10 protein-coding genes are annotated in these 22323 nt (G+C 48.9%); 4 read left to right on the top strand and 6 right to left on the bottom strand.

Annotated elements, in window-relative coordinates:
- The first annotated feature begins 21 nt into the window (after positions 1-21).
- Together KDM90_RS08815 and KDM90_RS08810 are read left to right on the top strand one after the other, a co-directional pair.
- Entirely contained in the window at positions 22-10716 is a 10695-nt protein-coding gene (locus tag KDM90_RS08815; protein WP_212675233.1) for a tetratricopeptide repeat protein, read from the top strand.
- Positions 10717-10825: 109 nt separating this feature from the next.
- Positions 10826-12814, top strand: a complete 1989-nt coding sequence (locus tag KDM90_RS08810; RefSeq protein ID WP_212675232.1) for an OPT family oligopeptide transporter — start codon at positions 10826-10828, stop codon at positions 12812-12814.
- Positions 12815-12829: 15 nt separating this feature from the next.
- Here the strand turns inward: KDM90_RS08810 and KDM90_RS08805 are convergent, their stop codons facing one another.
- The 5 genes from KDM90_RS08805 to KDM90_RS08785 form a co-directional block, all read right to left on the bottom strand.
- The gene (locus KDM90_RS08805) at positions 12830-13474 is read right to left on the bottom strand and encodes a tRNA-uridine aminocarboxypropyltransferase (protein WP_230409702.1); all 645 of its coding nucleotides are present in this window, start codon (positions 13472-13474) and stop codon (positions 12830-12832) included.
- A 73-nt stretch (positions 13475-13547) separates the two neighbouring features.
- Positions 13548-14450, bottom strand: a complete 903-nt coding sequence (locus KDM90_RS08800) for a TIGR01777 family oxidoreductase (protein WP_212675231.1) — start codon at positions 14448-14450, stop codon at positions 13548-13550.
- A 142-nt stretch (positions 14451-14592) separates the two neighbouring features.
- On the bottom strand, positions 14593-16656 hold the full coding sequence (locus tag KDM90_RS08795; RefSeq protein WP_212675230.1) for a TonB C-terminal domain-containing protein: 2064 nt from the start codon (positions 16654-16656) through the stop codon (positions 14593-14595).
- Between the two features lie 149 nt (positions 16657-16805).
- Entirely contained in the window at positions 16806-17501 is a 696-nt protein-coding gene (locus KDM90_RS08790; RefSeq protein WP_212675229.1) for a LysE family translocator, read from the bottom strand.
- A gap of 71 nt (positions 17502-17572) precedes the next feature.
- Positions 17573-18202 (bottom strand): glutathione S-transferase family protein, encoded by a 630-nt coding sequence (locus KDM90_RS08785; protein WP_212675228.1) that lies wholly within the window; start codon positions 18200-18202, stop codon positions 17573-17575.
- Positions 18203-18706: 504 nt separating this feature from the next.
- On the opposite strand from KDM90_RS08785, the gene KDM90_RS08780 reads away from it, so the two are divergent.
- Positions 18707-19852, top strand: coding sequence for a hypothetical protein (locus KDM90_RS08780; protein WP_212675227.1), 1146 nt, complete (start codon positions 18707-18709; stop codon positions 19850-19852).
- 92 nt (positions 19853-19944) lie between these two features.
- Here the strand turns inward: KDM90_RS08780 and ltaE are convergent, their stop codons facing one another.
- Complete coding sequence (ltaE, locus tag KDM90_RS08775; protein ID WP_212675226.1) at positions 19945-20958, bottom strand: low-specificity L-threonine aldolase; 1014 nt, start codon at positions 20956-20958, stop codon at positions 19945-19947.
- 384 nt (positions 20959-21342) lie between these two features.
- Between ltaE and KDM90_RS08770 the strand changes: the two genes are divergently transcribed.
- Entirely contained in the window at positions 21343-22296 is a 954-nt protein-coding gene (locus tag KDM90_RS08770; RefSeq protein ID WP_230409701.1) for a 4-hydroxyproline epimerase, read from the top strand.
- Positions 22297-22323: the final 27 nt, after the last annotated feature.

The following is a 22323-nucleotide window of genomic DNA, read 5'->3' as shown; positions in this document are numbered from 1 at the left end:
CCGGACAATTCTGCTTTGCCCATGGTTCGCATCAATAGTATGATGTGGTTTGCTTCATTACCTATTGGTCTACAGCGCGTTAGGAATATATTTGGCGTGCCGGGCACTGGTAGCGTGACGCATCTATTTCACTGTTTTTTTCCAAGTTTCACGATTGAACCAATGCCGACTAATTCCACTCGCCACCTCGTTGAAAAAATGACGCAAGGTCAGCGTGAACAACAGCGGCGACATTGGCAACAAGCGCGAACCCTTTACGAGGACATATTGCGCGAACACCCTGATCATCGGGAAGCACGGTATCAACTCGCCAATGTGCATGTCGCACTTAAGAATCATGCATTGGCAATTTCTTTGTATTCCGACCTCATTGCGCAGCGCGATCAGTCGGAAGATGACCAACAATTCAGCGCTTATCTCTTAGGTCGTGCGATTGCTTACAAACAAACCCAAGCTTTAGAGCTCGCGATTGCTGATTGTGATCAGGTCTTAAAACTAACACCGCATCGTGTCGAAGCCTACTCGAATCGTGGCAATGCGCGACGAGAATTAAGGCATTGGAAAGAGGCGTTGGATGATTTGAATCATGCGATCGAATTACGGCCGGATGTCGCACCCTTGTATTTGAATCGCGGCGTATTACATAAAGATAGAAAGCGTTATGTCGAAGCACTCGAAGATTTTGAACAAGCAATACGCTTACAAGCGGTCTATCCAGCCGCCTACTCAAATCGCGGCAATACCCTTAAGTTATTAGAACGTTACCCTGAAGCGATTGAGAGTCTACATGTCGCAATACAGCAGCGTCCTGACTATGCCGAGGCGTATCTGAATCGCGGTTCAGCCTACTTTGAGGCAGAACAATTTGATCTCGCATCAGCTGATTTTGACACAGCACGCCAACTCAATCCGCAATTGCATTCAGCACGACATAATCAATCCTTGGTCTACTTGCTACGTGGTGATTTGGCACAGGCTTGGCCGCTGTATGAATCGCGTTGGGAAACCAGTCAATTGCGCCAACAACGGCGCCACTTTGCGCAAGCTGCGTGGAACGGAGACGCCGACCTCGCTGGAAAAACAATTTTTGTCTATTGGGAACAGGGCTTGGGCGATACCCTGCAATTTTGTCGCTATCTCCCATTCTTGGCCGCTCGCGGCGCTCGCGTCATCTGTGAAGTCCAAGCACCACTACACTCATTTTTAGCGCTGCAATTTCAAGATTCAGGGGATGCCATACAGTTTATTCCGGCGGGCTCCCCCCTCCCCGACTTTGATTTGCAATGCGCGATGTTGTCGCTGCCGCATGCATTTGCTACAAGTTTACAATCAATCCCGACGGCACAACCCTATTTGTTTGCGGATTCCGATCGACAAGCGCAGTGGGAATCTCGCCTAGGTCCTCGCTCCAAGCCAAGGATAGGTTTGGTCTGGTGTGGCAACCCCAAACACACCAATGATCATCATCGCAGTTTGATGCTCAGCCAACTCTTACCGTTTTTACCCCCGGAGTTCACTTATGTGAGCTTACAAAAAGAGGTGCGTCGGCAGGATCAGGCTGTTTTGGATTCACACCCTGACATCCTCCACTTTGGCGAGGAATTGGTGGACTTTAACGACACTGCCGCACTCTGCGCGAACTTGGATTGTGTCATCAGTGTTGATACGAGCGTGGCCCACCTCAGTGCGGCTTTGGGCAAACCCACATGGATACTCTTGGCAAAACGCCCCGATTGGCGTTGGATGTTAGAACGCGACGACAGCCCTTGGTATGCTTCCGCGCGGCTGTTCAGGCAAACCAACGCCAACGACTGGAGCACGGTATTCAAGTCTGTCGCATCTGCACTCATCAGCGAGTTTTTTCCAACTCCGCCTGCCAATCTCAGCAGCGCTAAACTGTCCTCAGCGACGACAGTCTTTGCGCAGGCAAAACAGTTACATCAATCGGGTCAATTAGCAGAAGCCCGCTTGCTCTATCAGACGCTACTCAACGCGCCGCCTACGACTAAGAGCGAAACCGATCAAGTCGCGGCAAACGCGCGCTACCTACTTGGCATGATAGGCATGCAAGAACAAGACTACCTGCAAGCCATCGAACATTTTCAAGTATTACTGTCGCGTGATCCCGCTCATCGCGATGCCTTGTTTCAACTCGCCGTGGCCTACAATGCCTTAGGAAAGACGAATGAAGCTTTAATGCATTACCAAACATTGGTGACGCACCATCCAGATGACGAGCCAGCTCACTTTAATCTGGGCAATGTACTGCAAAAAGTTGGCCAGATCGAAGCAGCGATTGCATCTTACTCGCAGGCGATTGAGCACAATACACACTATCTCGCAGCACGCCACAATCGTGCACATGCTTACTTGAGCATGGGACAATTCGCACTATCGTCTGAGGATTTTGACATTTGTTACGCGCTGGCGTCCGATCCCCTCGATCGACTCAATGCGATCAATGGACAAGGTGCAGTGAAGCTTGCACAGCACGATTTTGCGGCAGCGATTCACTGCTTTTACGAGGCCTGCGAACTGGCGCCTAAGGACGCTAAATCGCAGTTTAATTTAGGGACCGCATTGCAGCAAGCCGGCGATCTGGTACGAGCAATCGACCATTTGACCACATCCATTAGTCTGGATGATGGACAAGCCGAGGCTTATCTCAACCGAGCGACGGCTCGTATGAGTTTAAATCAGTTCAATGAGGCGATCCTTGACCTAGACTCTGCTATTGCACGCCAAAATGCTTATGCACTAGCCCATTACAATCGCGCCATAGCCTATAAGGAACTTGGGCAGCTCGATGCGGCAATCCGCGATTATCAAGCGTGCATCACCATAGCCCCACATTTTGAATTGGCAAAACTCAATCTTGGTATCGCCTATTTACTTCAAGGTGATTTTGCGCCAGCTTGGGATCTCTATGAGTCACGTCTCCAGCAATTGCCACCGAGCCAGCCACAATTTCAAGCGCTGCCGCATGCGCGAGCTTGGGACGGCGAAGAATCACTGACCGGCCAAATCTTTCTTGTCTATGCCGAGCAAGGTTTGGGAGACAGTCTACAATTTTGTCGTTACTTGCCACTATTGGTCGAACGCGGTGCAAAAGTTATTTTTGAAGCGCCCGCCAATTTGCATCGCTTATTGCAAACCCTCAAAGGGTGTGGTGACACCATTCATTTGCTCAAACCAGGCGAAGTACGCCCCGACTATGCTCTGTATTGCGCCTTGTTGTCCTTACCTCGATTATTCGGTACGCGTTTATCGACTATTCCAGCAGAGGTCAACTATTTAAGCCCAGACCCTGCATTACGCGAAATCTGGCGTGATCGGCTCCAGCAACTTCAGCGCAAGTTAAATAGCGCGCCCAACACCCGCTGGATTGGACTAGTCTGCAGTGGCAATGCGCAACATCAAAACGATGGGCATCGCAGTATTGCCTTACGTGATTTGCTGCCTTACTTGCCGCTACAAAGCGATCATGTTCGCATCGTTCTCTTGCAAAAAGACATACGTGCAGAGGACCGCAGCTGCCTTGACGATCATCCTGAGATTCTCCATTTCACCGAGCAGCTCCACGATTTTGCCGACACGGCGGCACTCTGTTCGTATATGGATCTGATTGTCAGCGTTGATACCAGTGTCGCCCACCTCGCTGGCGCGATCGGTAAGCCTTGCTATGTTCTGCTTCCTTTTGTGCCGGACTGGCGTTGGCTGCAGAATGGCGCAACGAGCCCTTGGTATCCGAGTCTTCGCTTGTTTCGACAGACAGAATTCAATCAATGGACGTCTTGCTTGCAACAGCTGCAGCAGCAACTTGCACACGATATGACGCCTATGAAGCCCCCATCGCCTAATGATTTAAGTATGCATCAAGCTCAACTCAAAAAACAATTCGACACGGCACTTCAACTTCATCAAGCTGGACAGCTTGAGCGCGCGAAGCAGATCTATGAAGCGATCCTGTGCGAAAATCCACGCCATGTCGAATCCCTCACTTTACTCGGAACAATCGCAGCGCAAAAACAAGATTATCCCCTTGCAGTGAAGTTACTCGATCATGCAATTAGCATCCATCCTGAGCACGCTGTCGCGTATTCGAACCGTGGCATCGCACTCGATAAGCTCCAGCAATTCACTGCTGCACTCGCCAGTTTTGACCGTGCGATTGCTTTGCAAAGCAATTTCGCGGATGCCTATGCGAATCGCGGTATCACCTTGCGAAATTTAAGAAGATTTCCAGAGGCAATTGCTAGCTACAATCAAGCATTGCGTCTTGTTCCCAACAAACCGGATGTGCTATTAAACCGAGGCATTAGCCAACTCGACAATAAAGAATTTGACGCAGCACTGGCGAGTTTTGATCAAGCCTTGCAGATTCAAGCGAACTATCCTGAAGCCTATTCAAATCGTGGCGTCGCACTGACCGAACTGCGTCGCTTGCCGGAAGCACTCACTAGCTTTGATCAAGCAATTCGATTAAGACCAGGCTACGCTGGCGCTTTTTCAAATCGTGCAACCGCCTTGCGTGAATCCAATCAACTTGATGCGGCACTAGCCAGTGTAAACCGGGCGTTAGAGCTCGATCCAGATTTTTCAGAGGCCTATTCGAATCGTGGCAATATTTTGCGCGAACTCAAACGAATCGACGCCTCCATCGCCAGCTTTGATCGCGCGATCACTTTAAAACCCAGCAATGCACAAGCCTATTGGAATAAGTCTATCGCGTTGTTGCAAGCAGGACGATTTGCCGAAGCATGGGAATTATATGAATGGCGCTGGAAAACCAATGACCAAAAACAACGCCATCATGAGCACCCACGTTGGACTGGGAAAGAATCCATCCGCGGTCAACGCGTATTGCTACATTTTGAACAAGGCCTTGGGGATACCATCCAATTTTGTGCTTATGCAAAAATGGTCAAAGCATTGGGTGCTTTTGTCATACTTGAGGTCCAACCGCCACTTGCGTCAATCTTGCAAGATGTTGAGGGGGTCGATCAACTCGTCGTCGTTGGCGAACCGCTTCCAGAGTTTGATTTCCAATGTCCTTTGCTATCGATTCCGTTTGCTTTACAAAGCCTGCCAGATCAGTTCCCAAGCAAGCAGCCTTATTTAAAAGCAAATCCTTCTAAAATCGAATCTTGGTCAGGTCGCATGGGCACCAAGCAAAAGCCACGTATCGGCTTGGTATGGAGTGGCGGAACAGTACATAAGAATGATAGGCGACGTAGCGCGCAACTTGCGGATTTAATTCCTCACCTTCCACCACAATTTGACTATATCTGTTTGCAGAAAGAAATTCGCGAATCGGATCGCGCTGCGCTCGACCGTTCTGAGATTCTTTTCTTGGGCGACGATATCAAGGACTTTGCTGACACCGCAGCCTTATGTTGTTTAGTCGATGCGGTTGTGACCGTCGATACAAGCGTCGCGCATTTGAGTGCGGCACTCGGCAGGCCAACTTCTATTTTGCTCGCCTATACACCCGACTGGCGTTGGTTACTCGAGCGCACCGATAGCCCATGGTATGACTCTGTCAGTCTATTCCGTCAAAGTATTGATCACACCTGGCCCCCAGTTTTTCAACAAGTTTTTAAAAGCCTTGCATCGACATTAGGAACAGCGAATCCTTCGGGCGATCAGCGCGATCTGAGGCAAAATCAGACAGGCACAGCAAATTCAACAGTTCAAGAACGTCTGCAACAAGCAATACATCTTCAAAAACAAGGTAAGCGTGATGCGGCAAAGACATGCTACCAAGATATTTTGCAGAGTGAGCCAAATCAATTTGACGCACTCAACTTAATCGCTAGCTTGTTGACTGAAGAACGCGAGTTCGATGTCGCACTGAGTTTTCTGGAGCGCGCGTGCCTGCTAAAGCCGCACCATGCACCAACTTTATTGCTAAAGGCGATCTGCTTACATGAGGCAGGACGATGGGAGGAAGCGCTTTCAACGATTACGCAATCCCTAACGATCGCGCCGCAAAGGATTTCGGCGATGTTAAGGAAAAGCGCGATCTTGCAAGATCTACGTCGCTTTGACGAAGCCCTACAATGTATCGACGAGGTACTTTTGATCCAGCCTGATCACGCCGATGCGCTCTACAACCGCTCGTTCATCTTGCGCCTCCTTGGTGACTACGAATTAGGTTGGCAATTACATGAATCACGCTGGAAAAAAACCGGGGCACAGGCGAGAGTATTCACACAGCCTGCATGGACAGGTACGGAATCCTTACAAGGAAAAATCCTATTACTGTATGGCGAACAAGGCCTTGGCGATATGATTCAGTTTAGCCGTTACATCCATTTGCTCGCGAAGCAAGGCGCTCAAATACTACTCGAAGTACCGAGTTCTCTTGTGAGCCTATTTCAAGATTTGCCAGGAATCAAGCAGGTCATATCGAAGGGGACGGCCTTACCCCATTTTGATTTGCACTATCCACTCTTGTCTTTGCCATTGGCATTCAAGACCACGCTGGATTCGATACCCTATCCAAATGCCTATTTAAAGGCGCCAACGAAGCGATCAAAATTCTGGCAAAACAAACTCGGCATCAAGACACGACCTCGCATCGGTCTTGTTTGGAGCGGCAATCCTGCCCATAAAAACGATCATAATCGCAGTCTTCGTCTCACAGAACTATTGAAACAACTTCCGACCGAATACGATTACATTAGCCTGCAAAAAGAAATACGCCCAGAGGACTTGGCCGCATTTCAAGGGCAATCATTGATTCGTCACTTCGGCGATGAATTGCAGGATTTGAGCGAGACCGCAGCCTTGTGCGTCTGTATGGATCAAATTATCTCGGTCGACACCAGCGTTGCCCATTTGTCTGGCGCAATCGGTATACCAACGAAGGTATTACTGCCGTTCAATCCTGATTGGCGCTGGCAACTCGATCGCGACGATAGTCCTTGGTATGCGAGCATGCATTTATATCGCCAGCAAAACGACCGCACGTGGGATTCAGTTTTACAAAAAGTTGCCAGCGATTTGCGTTCTGACTATCCCCAATTGCCTGCAAAGGCCGAGAAGCAGGTGAAAAAGGCGCAAGTTGGTCGAGATAAACCTGGTCGAGATAAAAATGCCATTGCACCCGCTGCCACTGCGGCGCGTTTAAAACAGGCAATTCGCTTCCATCAAGCACAACAATTTGCCGAAGCTGGTGCCATTTACGAAGAAATCATCGCGCGCGACCCCAAGCATTTTGAAGCCTTAAATTTGCTGGCTGGATTATGTACACAGTTAGAACATCACGAACGAGCGATTGAGTTGGTCAGCCGCGCGGTTGCAATTAATCCCCAGCATCCGCACACCCAATTGAATCGTGCAATTTGTCTGCATGAGGGCAAACAATTAACCGAGGCATTAGACAGCATCAATATTGCGATTCGCCTCAAGCCAGATTATGCGAATGCGTATCTCAGAAAAGCAGGAATATTGCGCGAATTGGGCAGATTTGAAGAAGCGCTTGAATGCGTTGATCTGACTTTAAAGCTTCGCCCCAACTTCCCAGAAGCCCTGTCTGAACGCGGTATTGCACTGAATGGACTCAAGCGCTACGAGGAAGCGATAGCATTTTACAGCCGAGCAATTGAACTGAAACCAGACTTTTCAGATGCATTTTCAAATCGCGGAAACGTGCACAAAGTATTGCGAAATTTCCCACAGGCGATACGCGATTTTGAAACGGCCTTACAAATCAAACCCAATGTTCCAGAGATCTATTCGAACCTAGGCAACACCTACATGGATATGCATGAGTTTGCCAAGGCAGACGCCAGCTTTCAGCGCGCGATCTCGATTTTGCCGGACTACCCGCTTGCGCACTACAATTTATCGATGATGCAGCGTCTCGTAGGTGACTATGAAAACGGCTGGAAGAATTATGAATGGCGCTGGCATCGTGAGGCTACGCCCCCGCGACAATTCACGCAAGCGCTCTGGCTAGGCGAGACGGACTTGCATGGAAAAACCATCTTACTGCATAGCGAACAAGGACTCGGGGATACCATACAATTCTGCCGCTATGCACTGTTGGCGAAACAGGCTGGCGCAAAGGTGATTCTTGATGTTCAACATGCCGTCGTCAGGCTTCTGAAAGATTTGCCGTGGATTGATCACATCGTTGCCAATGGCAATCCATTGCCTCCGTTTGACCTACATTGCCCACTATTGAGCTTGCCCCTGGCGTTCAAAACGACTTTGCAAACTATCCCATTAAGTCAAGCTTATCTCCATGCAAAGCCGGCTTTGGTTCAAGCTTGGAAAACACGCCTTGGCCCCCAACAAAAGCCTAGGATAGGCGTCGTCTGGAGCGGCAATCCAATTCACAAAAATGATCACAATCGCAGTCTTCCATTGTGCGATTTAATCGCATCTTTGCCCGATGGTTTTGAGTACATCAGTTTACAAAAAGAATTACGCGGGGATGATTCAACGACTATGTCGCAACAGTCTAAGCTGCGTCATTTCGGCGAACAGCTACGCGATTTCATCGATACAGCCGCATTGATTGCTTGTATGGATTTAGTCATCTCAGTCGATACCAGTGTTGCGCACCTCAGCGCAGCAATGGGCAAAACGACCTGGATTTTGCTCGCACATACACCGGATTGGCGCTGGCTATTAGATCGATCAGATAGCCCATGGTATGAATCCGTTAAACTTTATCGTCAATCTGCTGACTACCAATGGCAACCCCTATTGACGCAGGTCGCTCAAGATCTATCCGCGCTACAACAATCCGCGCTAGGGCTCGCTGCACCACTTCCAGCAGCTAAGCAACAACACGCAGAAAAAGCGCCAGCAAAAGCCTCAGCGCAAGCAGTGACGACGGCGACTAATTTGGCGCTTAAAAAAGCCGTGGCTTTACATCAGGCCGGACATCTCGATCAAGCACGAACAGCGTACGAACAGATTTTGCTTGCACAGCCGCAGCATTTTGAATGCCTTAATTTACTGGCGAATTTGCTATCCCAGATCGGTGATTTTGCGGCCGCTTTATCGCTGATTGAACAGGCACTGCAACAAAAGCCAGACCATGCCGGGGCGCATATGAATCGGGCACTGTGTTTGGCTGAAATGAACCAGCATGAGGCCGCGCTGCAAAGTCTTGACATCGTTCTTCGATCCCAAGCAAATTTAGTCAGTGCACGACTGCGTCAGGCACAGAGTCTATCGACCTTAGGGCGTTTTGCGGAAGCCTTAGATAGCCTGAATTTAGCCTTGCAACACAAACCTGACTATATCGAAGCCCTCGCGGAACGTGGACAAGTCTTACTCGCGCTCAATCGACCTACCGAAGCAATCGCAACACTGCAAAGCGCCATCGCGGCAAAGCCAGCGTATCTTCCAGCTTTGATTTATCTCGCTAAATGCTACCGTAGTAGCAAACAATGGGAACTTGGGAAACAACAGATTGAGCAAGTTTTATCTCACGACCCGCACAATCTTGAAGCGCGTCTTCTCCGTGTCGTATTCGCGCGCGAATTGCGCCTATCATCCGATGTCATCCACGAACTCAACGCGATCCTGCAGCAAGATCCTAGTTGCGCGCAAGCGTATACTTTGCGCGCACAAGCTTTCAGAGACCAAGGCGAATTCAAATTAGCACTAGCAGATTATCAACGCGCATTAGAACTACACAATAGTAGTGCCGAGAATTGGGTGAATGTCGCCAACATATTAGTCGACTTGCGAGAATTCGAACAAGCAATGATGCATTATGATCGCGCCTTGAGCATTGCACCGAATTTGACCACAGCGCGTTTTAATAAGGCAAACGCTTTGCTATTAAATGGCGATTTGCAAGCTGCATGGCCACTCTACGAAGCGCGTTGGCAACGTGAGGATATGCGTAGCTTACGGTTTGATCAGCCTGCTTGGAGTGGTCAGCAAAGCTTACAAGGTAAAACCATACTACTTTATGCTGAACAAGGCTTAGGTGACACGATACAATTTAGCCGTTACGTGCAAGTACTCGCAAATCGGGGGGCCAAAGTGGTTCTCTTGGCGCAAGCTCCACTCAAGCGATTTTTGCACCGTCTATCAGGCATTGACCGCGTCATTAGTACTGGCGATGTCATCCCCGAATTTGATTATCACTGCGCATTGCTGTCCTTGCCTTTGGCGTTGAACACCTCGTTGCAAACCATCCCCGCGAATCCACACTATTTGACCGTAGAACCGACGGTGCGCACACGTTGGCAATCCCTGTTAGCGACGCAATTAGGAACAAAAGTACGGCACAGAATCGGCTTGGTTTGGAGTGGCAATCCACAGCACAGCAATGATCGCCAACGTAGTCTCCCACTCGCAAGTCTGGTACCGCATTTGTCTGAGGATGTCGATTACTTTTGCTTACAGAAAGAAGTCCGTCCTGAAGATCTTGTCACCTTAGAAAACACGCCAAGACTGCACTGGTTTCCCGAACAAATGCATGATTTTGAAGAGACAGCGGCTCTGTGTGAGCAAATGGATCTCATCATAACGGTCGATACGAGCGTCGCGCATCTCGCCGCGGCACTCGGCAAACCCACTTGGATTTTATTGGCAAGCACCCCAGACTGGCGCTGGATGCTAGAGCGCGATGATAGTCCTTGGTATCCTAGCGTGCGTCTGTTCCGACAAACGCGAGTCGCCGATTGGGAAGATGTGCTTGAACAAGTCAATGCGGCACTGAAACAACAATTTCAATGAGATTAAGGACACGGCAGCATCTGAGAATCGTTTCCAATTCAGACATTTTCTTGACAAGGGATTAAGTGCCACTGATACTTCCTAGACAATAAAAATCTAGGGGATGACCGTGGCAATTGTGCAGCTCAACGAGGAGCAGGTGAAGCATTGGTCGCGACAACAAAAAGACCAATGGTGGCTCGACCATATCTATCAAGGCAATATGGCGCAATTAAGTTGGCGCTCTGGCATCACAGGTTTTTTGCTGGGAGGCATCCTGTCCTCAACAGCCATGTACATTGGCGCAAAAACAGGTATTTCGATTGGTGTCAATTTAATCTCGGTAATTTTAGCGTTCGGCTTATTCAAAGCTTTTGAAAACCTTGGTCTCGCCAAAAATTTTACGATTTTAGAAAACAACTGCACCCAATCCATCGCCACATCGGCTGGCTATATGACCATGCCTTTGGTCGCATGTCTCCCCGCCTACATGATGATCACCAAGCGTATTCCAGAATGGTGGCACATGCTGATCTGGATGGTCATTATCGCGATTCTAGGCGTACTTCTCGCCTTCCCTCTCAAACGTCGCTTCATCAATGAAGATCAATTACCATTCCCAGAAGGAAATGCTTGCGGCGTCGTCCTCGACACGCTGTATAACGGTGACGCAGCCAGCGGCATTTTTAAAGCTAAACTCTTAGCCAAAGTCGGGCTTTGGACTGCAGCCTTACAAATCGTGCTCAGCGACGGTTGGATGAAACTTCTGCAGTTCAAAATTTTGCGACTGGATCAATGGGCCAGTTGGTCAGAACCTTGGTACTTAAAAGAACGACTCGACACGTATTACTATCTAGCGGCAGTCAAATTCGATTGGTGGATACCCAAAATACTGGGTGTGGACTTTCGCACTTTAGGTTTACGATTCACCCTCGATGCGGCCATGCTTGGGGTTGGTGCGCTAATGGGTATTCGGGTCGCAACAAGTTGTTTGATTGGCGCACTACTCAATTTTGCGATCTTAGGGCCTTGGATGATACAACGTGGCGAAATTGCACCAAGGATGGGACTCGATGGCAAACTTGTGCCGCTTTCACGAATAGAAATTCTCAATCAATGGTCATTATGGTGGGGCATCGTCATCATGGTTGTCGCAGCGCTGATCAGCCTATTTGCCAAACCTGACATATTTAAAGGACTCACGCGTCTACTCAAACGCAACGAAGCGAGTGATCAACACCGCGACGTGCTAGCTCACATCGAGGTTCCGCTTTGGATCTCTTACTGGGGAATCCCGATTTTTAGTCTATTGGGTGTTTGGGCAAGCCATCATTTCTTTGGCGTTCCATGGCTGTTCGCATTCATTTCCCTAGCGTTGGTTTATCTCTTGACTGTCATCTGTATCAATTCGATGGCATTAACGTCTTGGATACCAACGAGCGGACTCTCGAAAATCACGCAATTTTCAATGGGAGCCTTAGATCGTAGCAACCCTGCCACCAATTTGATCCCTGCCGGAATGTCTGCCGAAGTGGCATCCAGCGCAGCAAGCCTCTTATCGGATATTAAGCCAGGATACATGCTAGGCGCTAAGCCAAGACATCAAGTGCTTGGCCATTTAATCGGCATTTTCTCGGGCACACTTGCATGTATTCCTGTTTATTTTCTCTTGTTTCTCCCACCCGATGCAAACGGACTACGCGACACGACCACTATTGTTTCGGATCAATTTGCCTTTCCCGCTGCAACCCAATGGAAAGGCGTGGCAGAACTGATCGGTCATGGTTTTAGCAATCTATCGGATAGTGTCATCATCTCGATCGTGATTGCGGCGCTGGCCGCTATCGTATTTGAGTTAGCAAGCATCGTCAGTAAAGCACGTTTCCCACTATCAGCGATTTCAATTGGACTAGGGGTGGTGTTGCCACCAGAGTCAGTCCTGGCAATGTGGATTGGTGCATTTGTTTTCTGGATGATGGAACGCAAATATCGACAGCAAGCCACCGACAGCATCGGTTACCGGGTCTGGATTGATGGAATGCAGGCTGTCGCCGCAGGACTACTCGCAGGTTCGGCGCTAATCGGCATCGGTAACGCGATGCTCAATGTCCTGATGTGATCCTTGCGATTCGCATTACTTTGATGCGTGCGCGGGGCGCTGCAAGCGGTGCACACCAAATTCCAACTGCAATTGGTTAAATGCTTCGAATGCGCTCAGCAAACTTGACGTGTTTTGCGGGTCATGCTTGGGTTCTAACTCGGCGAGCGCGTAGGTGACCGCTTCCATCGTCGATAATTGGTGCTCTGCATGCGCGTGCCGAATCGTATAACGGGATGTCGGCGGTTGACGCAAAGCAAAGCGTGGCAAGGCTTGTAAGAGTGGATATTGCCTGAGTATTTGCAAACTATGCCGCCAACTCGCATCAATCACGATTAACCTTAAGGGCTGCCCCAATGTTGGTGAAGCATGCTCGAGCGCCACAAGACCTTGTCGGTCTGTCTCGGGATACAATAAAACATTCTGCTTATCGTCCACTTGCAGAATCTGCGTCAATTCCTCATGTGCCGTCGAGCCCCCGCTTTCACCCTGAGGACTCACCCACAATCGACTATTCGGCAAACAAAGATGCAAAAGTCGGGCGCTACCCTTGATGTGTTTTGACTCAGCGGGATGCTGCACAATCAAGACTTCCGTCAAGGTCGCAACCTGTTTAACGCATACGCAGATGCAGGCCTTCAGGGCACGCAAACATGCTGGACAAATAGAACGGGAACTCAACGCCTTCTCCACCATCACCAAACACTCTAACTATTCTACCCACGGCACGCCAGCATTTGGGAAAATCGCATCCTTAGGGGCCGAGCATATCTTGCAACGCAGCTGGTAAATCTGCAAACGCAAACTTAAATTCATGCTGAATCAAAGCGCGCGGCAACACTTTCTGTCCACCCAATAGCAAGTCAGCCCGTTCGCCCATCACCATTCGCAGGATCGGCGTGGGTGCGACCAACCATACTGGGCGGTGCAAACTGGCAGCCAAAGCTTGCGTGAATTCACTATTCCTAACTGGTGTCGGCGCCGTCATATTAAATGCGCCGTGTGCGTCCTTACTATCCAACAAGAACAACAGCGCACGGAGATAGTCTTGGTGATGAATCCAGCTCATCCATTGTTGGCCATTCCCTAAACGACACCCTACCCCCATTTGGAACGGCAAGCGCATTTTTTTCAAAATACCACCGAGCGGATCAAGAACCAAGCCAGTTCGCAATAAGACGACACGAACACCAAACGCTGTCGCTTGATTAGCGACTTGCTCCCAATCACGGCAAAGTTGCGCCGAAAAATCCTCAGCAGCCGGGGCATCTTCTGCCAACTCTTTTTCTGCGACGAGACCATAATAGCCAATCGCTGATCCACTCAAGAGTATCGTCGGAGCCCGGGTCGCCTCCGCCATTTTCTTCAACAAAGCTTGCGTGAGTCCAATGCGGCTTTCACGAATTTGTTGTCGACGTTGCGCAGTCCATGCGGCATCAATAATCGGTTCACCGGCCAAATTGATGACGGCATCAAAATATTTTTCTGGTCGCCATTCGTCCAGACGCTGCATGTGGGACACGGTACTGCCGCAAAGTCGCTGCACCTGTGAAGTCGATTGTCGACTTAAAACTGTTAAGTGATCGCCACGTGCCATCAAGGCAGCGCACAGGCGACGCCCTATTTGCCCTGTCCCACCGGTGATTAATATCTCCATGAGGAATTTTTTCCTTCCGTATTCATTTTGTGCGTTTGGACATGTTCACTGAAATGATCGCATGGATAAGCATCCATTGCGCAATTTGAGCGTGGATTTTCCGAGTCAAACCGAATCACTACAGCAAAAAGATATTCCTGATCTAAAATGCAGTAGGTAAGTTTTCTAAAATATGTAAACGATCGCCAAAGCTCCAAACACGTTGAATTTCGATCACGTCATATTTCAGGGCTAAAGCCGGTGGAAAGGCGCCGAATGGCGAGTTTGCCATAATGATGTTACGCGCTTTTTCGTCGATTGCACGCGACCCACTGCTACGCAAGATCACGACCTCCTCGATGCTCCCGTCACTGCGTACTACCATGTTCACCAGAACATTGTGCTCGACATTGCTTAGACTGCGTTTTTCATAAATTAAATTACCATTTCGCTCTAGTTTTTGCTTGAGGCTATCCACATACATCCGCAGAGGTACTTCTTTGTCGTAGGCACCGAGGAAACTGCGACGACGTGCAGCTTTTTCATCCAGCGCTTTCGTGTTCGGTGATGCCGATTTCAATAAATCACCATTGCGCGCCTGTTCTCGCAAACGACTCGCCAGATCACCCCGATTGGCGCTGCTACTTGGCGTTGCTGCACTTGCACCAGCACCCGCCCCGCCCTTGCCTTGACCAAAGGCATCAAAACTATTGGCCGCTGCAGCGCGTTGTGCAGCGAGCGCGGCTTCCCGTTCGGCGGTGATTTTGGATTCAGCCAATGCGCGCTGCTCTGCGAGTCGTTGTTCAGCGACTCGTTGTTCAGCGGCTCGTTGTTCCGCTAATTTTTGTTCGGCTAATTTCTGCTCCGCGAGCCGCTGCTCCGCGAGCCGCTGCTCTAAGACTCTTTGCTGCGCAATTTTTTGTTCCAACGCTTTTTGTTCGGCCAACTTCTGCTCGGCTATTTTCTGCTCGGCTATTTTCTGCTCAAGCAACCGTTGTTCTTGTAAGCGCTGTTCTGCAATTTGCGCCTGTCTTTGCACTTCCAGACGTGATGCCTCTTGTGCTTCTAGTGCTTCTCTCTTTTGACGCTCTGCAATCTCAAGTACGCGTTTCTTTTGAGCCTGCTCTTCCATTTGCTTTTGTTTTAGCTGCGCCTGCGCCAACGCCTCTTGGCGTTGCAATTCTTGTTCTTGGGCGAGTTGCCGTTGTTTCTTTTGCTCAGCTTGACGTCGTTGTTCTTCTTGCTTTAGCGTTTCTTGTGTCAGCAATTCTTGCCGCTTTGCTTCGCGCAAACTTTCTTCCATCGCGAGTTCACGCTCCTTTTGGGCTTGCGCAGCCTTTTCTTGCGCTAACAATCTTTGCTGCTGAATCTGCTCTGCCTGCTGACGTTTAAGTTCAATCGCCTTTTGTTCAGCCGCGAATTCGGCTTGCTCACGCAATTTTTCTTCTGCTGCTTTTGCGATTTGTTGTAGTAGGCGTTCCTTCTGTTCTTGTGCTTTTTGCTGTTGGATTAATTGCTCAGCTGCCTTTTTTTCTTGCTCGATCTTTTTTTGTTTCAATTCTTCTTGAAGCTTTTCCTCCGCTAATAGGGCGAGCTCAGCTGTCTTATCGATCACGGCATCTTCCGGTATCGCTTCCAATTTTTTCTTCTGCTCTTTTTGATCGTGGCGATCGCGTTCCAACTCTTCTTCGCTCGTCAAGGGAACCACGAAATCATCGTTTTTAATTTGATCTTGAGCGATGATGCGAGTCGGCGATTCGGTCGGGGGTGGGACTCGCCTCGGGGCAGCTAATTCAGATATTGGTGTTTGCGGCTTAAGCTTCGTCTTCTTCTTTGTTTTGCTTGCATCTGGTGGCAAGATGACTTGGGGCTGTGCCAACACGACAATCCCACCAGGGTTCACCACGCTCTTTTTCGGCGTCGGTGCTGGAAGAATAGGCGTCGGTAATTTAAATAGTTCCGGCACGGTCACAGTCGGCGTCGGCGGAACGGGTAAGGCTTTCGGTGCGGGGCTTGCGATATCCACTCGCAACGCCTCAACGGGTTTTCTGCGCTCTTTCCATGGTGCCTCTAAACTCGGCAGTTCCAAACCCGGGATACCAAAATGCAAGGACAAAATCAGCGCATGCAAAAATAAGGACACCAAGATGCCACCGATTAGACGTCGATTTGCTAATGCATCGGCGCTCGCTTGTGGTGGATCGTCAGTGATCAAATCAAATTGCATGCAAAGAATCATTCACAGAAAACAATGAATAATCATTATCCCAGATTTTCTGTTTTTCTCTTGCAAGTTCATCGAGAGAATCGAGAACGTCAGAATCTTGCGACAATTTAAGCATAATGAAACGTCAATAAACCTTGATTATGAGGAAATTACAAACTCACAGACTGTTCACGTTTCACAAAAAACAAGCTTGCGCCAATCAAAATAAGAATCGCACCAAATAAACGATTCTGTATTCTTTGTGCTCTTGCTTCTCGCATCCAATGTTGCAACGAGGCCGCCAAGAGTGCATAACTATGCATCACTGTCGTATCGACAAAGACCATGGTGACAGCCAAGATGCCAAGTTGTGGCAAAAGTGGGGCTTCACTATTGATAAAATTCGGCAGCACGGCAACCATAAACACGATCCCTTTAGGATTGCTCGCATTCGTTATAAAGCCCGTCAAAATGCGCCGTCTCACACTCGGAAGTAACGCAGTTGTGCTCGCAGATATCGGATTTGAAGTTGGCGCAGCCTCTGGATTGTCATCAGGCGCTGAGCTAGCTTGACCAATTTTTGATGCGCCTAGAAATTGCGTCACGCCTAGATACATTAAATATACAGCCCCAAGAACCTTAACGACATTGAATGCGGTCTCGGAAGCAAGCAATAATGAGCCGACACCCGCACCCGCAATAAAGAGTACCAATAGCAATCCTAACTGCAGTCCAAAAATCGTCACGCTCGCGCGCTTGACGCCAAACGCAAGCCCATGCGACATCGATAGAATCGCGCCCGAGCCCGGTGAAATAGCGATCAAACAAGCTGCGCAAAAAAACGAAAACCATGTTGCAAAATTCATCCCTACAACCTTTCAAAAATGCATGAAAATTTCAAAAGAGCTCCCTCCACAAGCCTCATCGCGAGCTCGATTTAGGGGTAACCATTGGCGACAAACTCAGCAAAACCCGCTTGATTCGCCAACCGTGCAAAATAACACTCGAGTGCTGGCAAATCAGGTTTCTCCATCGGGGTCGAACGCCACCGATGGACAGACAAGCCGATCACGACATCCGCTAAACTAAACGTCGCTCCAATTAAATACTCCTGACCAGACACTTCCATATGCTTTTCCAACAGGGTCATTGACTGGTTCCATTGGTCTCGACTTTGTCGAATCAAGTAGAGATCTTGATGGTCAGAACTTTGCCGCACCAAGCCCATAAAGGCATAACGCCATGCGTTATTTAAGTCACTAATCTGCCAATCCATCCAACGTTCAACCTGCGCACGCGCAAACGGTACTTGCGGCAGCAAATCAGAACGACCAGCCTGACTCGCGAGATAACGACAAATGCTATTCGATTCAATTAAGATGCGTCCCTGGTCAATTAAGACTGGAACCATGCCATGTGGGTTCATCGCCAGAAATTCGGGGCTATTCACCGAACCTGCGGTACCAGCACCGTATTCTTGCAATTCGAAGGGAAATTCAAGCAAAGCGCAAGTCCACAGTACTTTGCGGACATTGATTGAAGATGTTTTACCAAGAATTTTTAGCATGCCATGTCGCTTGAAAATCGGTTTAAAAATGCAGATGAATCGATGAATAAGCCATCGTGAACGCAGACGGCTCGCAAGACTTGCTCTTAGTATAAAGCAAAAGGACTTGGGTCGACATGCAGGCGTCTGATGACCTGGGTGATCGCAGATCTCAAGACGTCGAATGAACAATCTCGCCTAATTTCTCGCCAATTACCATTCACCCTACGCTTCAAGTATGCAAAGACAAGAACAGCTTAGTTTCTTCGCTTGTTTAAATCGAATTGATCTAAGCAAATCAATCAAGCTTTTCGATAAACATCCGTTACCCCCACTACGCCATTCGTCCATCGCACTTTCTCTAAACAACGAGTCCGTCAATGATCGCTTCTTGTTATCGTGCTATCTGGGACAAAATTTTGGGGTGTCTTGGCACGGCAATTTGTAGAGAATCAACGGTGCTGATTTTCCCTATTGCTGGTCGCTATCAACGTATTTTATTCACCCATCTTAGTAGGGGATTCTATGAAAATCGCGTCTTCCGATATCCAATTACAAGCACAACACGCTGTCACGCAACGCCAAGAAGTGCAAGAAAAAACACGCATATGGAAAGGCAATCAACGCCCCGATTTTGATGCGCTTGAAAAACAGAGTCGAAGCAGTTCGCCTCAAGCAACATCAACCATAAAAACACAGAATACGGCTCAAGCGGATACGAATCTAGTTTATTTATCATCAGCTGCGTTGAAGGCACAATATGAAGAATCCCCTTCAGCGCGTGCCTCGCAATCGATTAATGCTATCCGAAAGATTCAAGATGATATCGAGCAAGATCCTCGCATGCTTTTGATTCGCTATTTGGTCGAACAATTGACCGGACAAACAATCGACCAGATTAGCATGGCTGATCTCGAGCCAGACAATTCTGTTTCAGACAATATGCCGAATACAGCGCCCCCTAACGCGAGACCGCAGCAGTCCCAAACCACGCCGCCGCGCCAAGGTTGGGGAGTGGAAATCGATATTCATCAACGCGTGACTGAAACGGAGAAAACCCAATTCCAAGCAAGTGGGGTCATCACGACGGCTGATCATCGACAAATTCAAATCGATCTACAATTTGAATTAGTGCGAAGTCATACCGAGGAAAGCCACCAACAACTTCGTGCTGGCGACGCAAAACTTGTCGATCCGCTGGCTCTCAACTTTTCTGGTAACAGCGCGCAATTGACTTCACAAAAATTTTCGTTCGACTTAAACGCTGACGGCAAACAAGACTCTATTTCCTTCGTCAAAGGTGCGGGTTTCGTGGTCCTCGATAAGAATGGAGATGGCAAAGTCAACAATGGTAGCGAATTATTCGGACCTGGCACGGGTAACGGTTTTAATGAGCTCGCTGCCTTCGACCAGGACGGCAATCAATGGATCGATGAGAATGATGCTGTTTTTCAACGCCTCCAAGTTTGGACCAAGGACGCGCAAGGCAAGGACCAATTGCAATCACTCAAACAGGCCAATGTCGGAGCGCTCTATTTGGGTAATGCCTCTACCCCCTTTGATGTGATCGATAGCCAGCAACAACTCAATGGCCAAATTCGCTCATCTGGAATTTGGTTGAGCGAAGATGGGCAGGTCAAGAGTTTGCAGCAAGTCGATCTGGTTGTATGAGAGGCATTCTGATCCGCAGTCCCCATTTCTATCGAGATTGAGACTGGGTCGGACGACCTCCAACATCGCTGCGTCAAGATCGTGCTGAAGAATCAATGCAAATTGTGGAAAAATGATTTAAACGCCGCAACACATTGGACGATATCCTCTCGACTAATATCTAGGTGGGTCACCAATCGTACACGCTTCCCTGCAGAAATGCGTATACCACGCTCGCGCAAATAATGCCCGGCTTGTAGGCCAACTTCATGGGAAGCGAACTCGACATACAGCATATTTGTATGCGCTGTTTCAACTTCTAATTCCGGAATCTGTTGGAGTGACTCTTGCAGTAAGAGTGCATGGGCATGGTCATCCGCAAGCCTTGCGACATGGTGGTCGAGCGCATAATCGATTCCAGCCGCGATCAATCCAGCTTGGCGCATTCCTCCTCCGACCATTTTGCGCCAACGCCGCGCTTTCTGTATGAATTCTTGCGAGCCACACAGCACACTACCAATCGGCGCGCCCAGCCCTTTCGAACAACACACAGAGACCGTATCAAATACCTCGGTAATTGCGCGAACTGGGACTTCTTGTGCCACAGCGGCATTAAAAATCCGCGCGCCATCTAAATGTGCTGCCATTTTGTAACTATGGGCTAATTCGACTGCACGGTGCAAATATTCATTGCTTAAAACTTTTCCGTGATGGGTATTTTCTAGGCTCAAAAGCGTGGACTTTGCATAGTGAATATCGTTTGGTTTGACTACAGCGGCAATTTTCTGAAGTTCTAGACTGCCATCACTTTCCACGGGAATTGGCTGTGGAACAATACTCCCCAAACTCGCAGCGCCACCCGACTCATAAAGATAAGTATGGTACTGCTGTCCAACAATGTACTCGTCGCCTCGTCCACAATGGGTCAAGAGCGCGATTAAATTACTCTGTGTACCACTGGCAACCAACATCGCTGATTCCATCCCAAGCAAACTTGCCATTTTTTCTTCTAGGGCATTCACAGTCGGATCATCACCATACACATCGTCCCCCACCTCTGCTTGGGCGATCACGGCGCGCATAGCGAGGCTTGGACGTGTCACTGTATCACTACGAAAATCGATCATTCTTCTCTTCCTGTATTCTCTTCTTGTTGACGAATTCAACGGATAACCGCACTTTGGACGCGCCACTCTGCATTAGGTTCCCCTTCAAACTCAAGCAATTTATCCGCTTGAATGAAGCCACTTCAACAGCACAACATTTTCCTAGTCATCACTTTAGCGCTTCAATTGTCAAGAATACTAAGTCCTTTCACTGTGCGCAAATCGGCATCCACGATGTGGCATTCCAGCAAGACAAGCCTTTTTTCAGGGATTACACTTTCATTTTTCAAGTGCCATTCTCACGAATTGAGCAAAACTCGCCATAGAAACGACGGTGATGCTTAACTCAACAATCGAATGTAACCCGCATCCCAACTGAAATCAAACTCATCAGGAAATAGGACTATGTCAGCAACACCGCAAATTATCCATATTATCGACTCCCACACTGGCGGCGAACCAACGCGGTTAATCGTTGCAGGAGGACCTGAACTGGGCAGTGGTCACTTGGCGGAACGCGTCGCAATATTTAAAGAGCAATTCGATCATGTCCGCAGCGCCGTCGTTTGTGAGCCGCGCGGCTCAGATGTGCTAGTCGGCGCTTTGCTATGCAAACCGTATCATCCAGATTGTTCGGTCGGTGTGATTTTCTTTAATAATGTCGGCTATCTCGGCATGTGTGGGCATGGAACAATAGGCTTAGTCGCGACTTTGGCTTACCAAGGTGTACTTTCTATTGGACGCCATCTTATCGATACGCCAGTTGGAATAGTTGAAGCGGAACTGCATGCAGACCATAGCGTGACCGTCCACAACGTGCCAGCCTATCGCGCGCGACATGCCGTCACGGTCGAAGTAGAAGGTCATGGCCCCGTCACAGGTGATGTTGCTTGGGGAGGAAACTGGTTCTTTTTAGTTGCGGATCATGCACAAGATATGCGCCTCGCAAATGTCGAAGCGCTTACCAGTTTTAGTTGGCGTGTCCGAGAGGCGCTCAAGGTCGCTGGAATTCACGGTGACGATGGCGCTGAGATCGATCATATCGAGTTATTCGGAGCCGCCACCTCAATCGAGAACGATAGTCAAAATTTTGTCCTGTGCCCAGGCAAAGCCTATGACCGCTCTCCATGCGGCACGGGAACTAGCGCTAAACTTGCCTGCCTCGCGGCGGATGGAAAATTAAAAGCAGGCGAAATCTGGCGTCAAGAGAGCATCATCGGAAGCGTGTTTGAAGGCAGTTTCCAACCCAGCTCGCAGGAAGGAAAAATTCAACCAAGCATACGTGGCACGGCCTATGTGAATGCAGAGGCAAAATTGATCCTCCATCCAGACGATCCGTTTGTATTTGGAATTCGGTAAGATCTCTACGCACCGTTCGCTATTCTT

The organism is Affinundibacterium fentianense (assembly GCF_018139545.1).
Taxonomy (GTDB): Bacteria; Pseudomonadota; Gammaproteobacteria; order Burkholderiales; family Burkholderiaceae_D; genus Undibacterium; species Undibacterium fentianense.
This window is presented reverse-complemented; position numbering and strand designations above follow the sequence as displayed.